The organism is Crocosphaera sp. Alani8, assembly GCF_038442745.1.
Classification (GTDB): domain Bacteria; phylum Cyanobacteriota; class Cyanobacteriia; order Cyanobacteriales; family Microcystaceae; genus Crocosphaera.
In genome coordinates this window covers 1-3,219 of record NZ_JARVCN010000351.1, presented here as the reverse complement: position 1 = coordinate 3,219, position 3,219 = coordinate 1, and the positions used below count along the sequence as shown (strand labels likewise).

Here is a 3,219-nt window from a genome sequence, read left to right as displayed (position 1 = left end):
GACATCTGCCTATTCTAGCTTATAAAGGGTATAACAAGAGCGGATTTGGTATCAGCCTGCGGCCTCTTTTTACTCTCGGTCTTTTCGGCTGCCGGATACCTCATCGCCAATCAATACAGCAAGGACAACTTTGATGTGGGCTTACAAAGACGCAACGTTGAAATCCTGCAATCGGTTTATGACCAGCACCACCAAAAACAGACTGGACTACGCCTAGAGCGGGAAACAGCCAAGCTAAACGAAATGGTTCAAAGCAGAGGAGGGGACGGGGCAACCGCCATCTATCACGCCATCGCCAAAGCGACAGAGCAGCCGACCCACTTGGTCACACTCGCCATTCGGCTAGTATGGGCAGTGGTGTTTGTGGTCGCTGGAATTACCCTATCTCGGTACTGCTCAGAATGGACAGGAAGACCTAGACCCAAAAATCCCTCTCAGAAGTCCTCACAAGCCCCCAGACGGGCTAGAAGCTCAACAAAGGACACTCAGACCACCGGAGAGGCGGCAACCCGCTACAGAGCCATTAGAAAACGAGTGAGGGAAGGGAACTTAAAACCCTCAGTTCGTTCCCTAGTCTCAGAGGGCATGACTAACCGCACCGCTGTTCAATACCTAGCTGCTATGGCCAAGGACGGCATTATCTCTCGTAACGGCAAAGGCTATCACTTGACACCGTGATCCCCAAACATTTCCTTTCCCAGTTGCCCAGATCGTGAATAGGCGGGGACTAGAGTAGAAAGTAAAGAAGCAACATTTATAAGTGCCTGTAAAATAAGGGGTTTACATTTTCAACGCGCAACTTATAAGTGACAACGCGAAACTTATAGGTTGCGCGTTGTGGTATTCTGGTGTCTAGTTCTAGTAAATAGAATTTTGTCAAAGGGTTTTTTGATGAGAAATTGAGAGTAGTTAAGCCAAACCTGTGGGGGGAATGGCTTAAGAATGAATCTCTTATCAAAAGATCCAACTACTAGGAACCTTATTTATGCCCAATAATACAGGAAGACACAAGAGCATAAGAAATCACGGTACAATAGACTTTGATGGTCTATCTGAGTCGGAGATAGCTAACCTTAGAGAACGAGGACTCATTCAAGAAGGCGTACCAATACAGCATATCTCAAGGCGACCAATCTTTATGGATAGTTTTATCAGCACTCCGAAATTTACTAATCTCTACTTAGCGTTGGAGCCTGGTATCAACGGTAATGCTATTCGTGTTTTTCATTATCTTTGCTATGTGCTGGAATACGATAATTGGATTGATATTTCTACCGTTTGGGTTGCTGAGAAGATGGGCTTAAAACGTCAACAAGTTTCTAAAGCCCTATCAACATTAGAGAAAAAGGGCTTACTTATTCGTGGTGAAAAGATTGGTAATCATTACAAATGGAGACTTAATCCAGAAGCTGCGTGGATGGGTCGAGCTACTACCCGATGGGAAGCTGTGGAGGATATTCCTTACTCAGACTTTATTGAGAAGCGATTAGAGTATGGTGATGAGCATGGATTTAAACTTGGATACCTGAGAGGTCTAAGACCACTTGAAGGTGGACTCTCTAAGCTAGGGATGTCGGCAGAAACTATCAAAGCTAACGAAGAAGCAGAGAGAGCAGCTTATCGAGATTATACTAATCGACAAAGAGCCTACAACCGTGAACTACGTTCAAAGTTGTACGGAGAAGAGTACGCTGACGGTGTTGAGTGGAAGGAGCTAAGCGAAGCTGAAGAGGCTCGTCTTCATATCAGGTCAGCTAAGGTTGAACTAGAGATGAAAGAGTCTGGCGAATGGCAAGAACTCCACAACAAATATTTCCCACCAGAAGAGAAACCAAAAGCTGAAGTCATAGACATTTCTGAAAAGGCTAAACGTCACAAGAAAACTCAAGAGTTGGTGGATAAGATTAAGAGCGGAGAAATTGATCTAGACGCGCTTGATGAGTTCATCAAGAAGTCAGGAACTAGGTGAATATTGTACCTATGCAGAATAACTACCTAAATACAAACCTTGTTTTGGGCAACTGGGAAAGGAAGATTTTGAACTCATAAGAGGGCATTGACCGATACTTGGATCTTATCAGTCATTCGATACTGCAACCTTTAGGCAGTAGGGAAAAAATATTTTCTTTCCTTCATAAGACTCTAGAACACTATTGTAGGAAATTCTGACCACCATCATGAACTCCTCTGAAGAACTCACTCATTTTAAAACCAATATCAACCTCATCGACTACGCAGCTTCTCAAGGGTACTCCATTGATCAGCGTAAAAGCTCCTCCTCTAATGTAGTCATGAGGGATGCTCACGGCGATGCTATTTGTATCACTCTGTACAGGAAAACTCATGAATGGGTGTATTGGTCGTTTGGTGATGATGCCGATAAAGGAACTATCATCGACTTTATCCAAAAGCGACGAGGGCTAACACTTGGTGAAGTCCGAAAAGAACTTCGTAATTTGTACGGTGATATCCAAACTACATATGTTCATCCCGTTGTGCAGTCATCACCAGACCTTGAAGTGGTACGTGCAGCATATGATGAAATGCAGTTCATTCAAGAACACCCGTATCTGGTTAATGAGCGGTGCATCCCTGTATCAACTCTAAACCATCCAAAGTTCATCCACCGTATCAAGATAGACTCTCGCACAAATGCGATCTTCCCTCACTTTGATAGTGGTCAAGTGTGCGGCTATGAGATCAAAAATTCTCGCTTCACAGGCTTTTCTCCTCATGGAAAAAGAGGATTGTGGTGTTCGGTCTGGGATAACTCAAATCACTCGTTAATTATCACTGAATCAGCCATCGACGCTTTTTCCTTTCACGCTCTCTATGACCAAGAGCATTACTTTTATGTCTCTCTTGGTGGGCAACTGGGAAAGAGACAAATCACTCTTATTCAACGCTTAGTCAAATACCAAAAACCTCAAGGAATTAAGACGGTTATCGTTGCTACTGATAACGATGAGGCGGGGGAAAAATATCATCAGCAGATTAATGAGTGTTTACAAGACTTCGTGAATTATGGTGGCGTGCTTACAAGAATCAAATCGCCCTTAAAGGACTGGAATGCTTGGCTTCAATCTCAGGAACAGATGGACAAAGAATTCGCTTACATGTGTACTTAGCTGAAATCCTAGGCATTTTCACTAGAAAAGAGAGTCTTACTCACATCTTGCACCTGACGAGACAAAGTTCCAAACCATGTTCATAAAACCA

Annotated in this window: 3 protein-coding genes; all 3 read left to right on the top strand. The window is 43.6% G+C overall.

Features of this window, described 5'->3' with window-relative positions:
* Positions 1-45: 45 nt before the first annotated feature.
* The 3 genes from P9B04_RS18030 (at position 46) to P9B04_RS18020 (ending at position 3,128) form a co-directional block, all read left to right on the top strand.
* Positions 46-678: a hypothetical protein gene (locus tag P9B04_RS18030; RefSeq protein ID WP_342056362.1), complete on the top strand. Its 633-nt coding sequence runs from the start codon at positions 46-48 to the stop codon at positions 676-678.
* 307 nt (positions 679-985) lie between these two features.
* The gene (locus tag P9B04_RS18025; protein WP_342056361.1) at positions 986-1,969 is read left to right on the top strand and encodes a MarR family transcriptional regulator; all 984 of its coding nucleotides are present in this window, start codon (positions 986-988) and stop codon (positions 1,967-1,969) included.
* 208 nt (positions 1,970-2,177) lie between these two features.
* Positions 2,178-3,128 carry a DUF3991 and toprim domain-containing protein gene (locus P9B04_RS18020; protein ID WP_342056360.1) on the top strand — a complete coding sequence of 317 codons (951 nt, stop codon included), beginning with the start codon at positions 2,178-2,180 and terminating at the stop codon, positions 3,126-3,128.
* Positions 3,129-3,219: the final 91 nt, after the last annotated feature.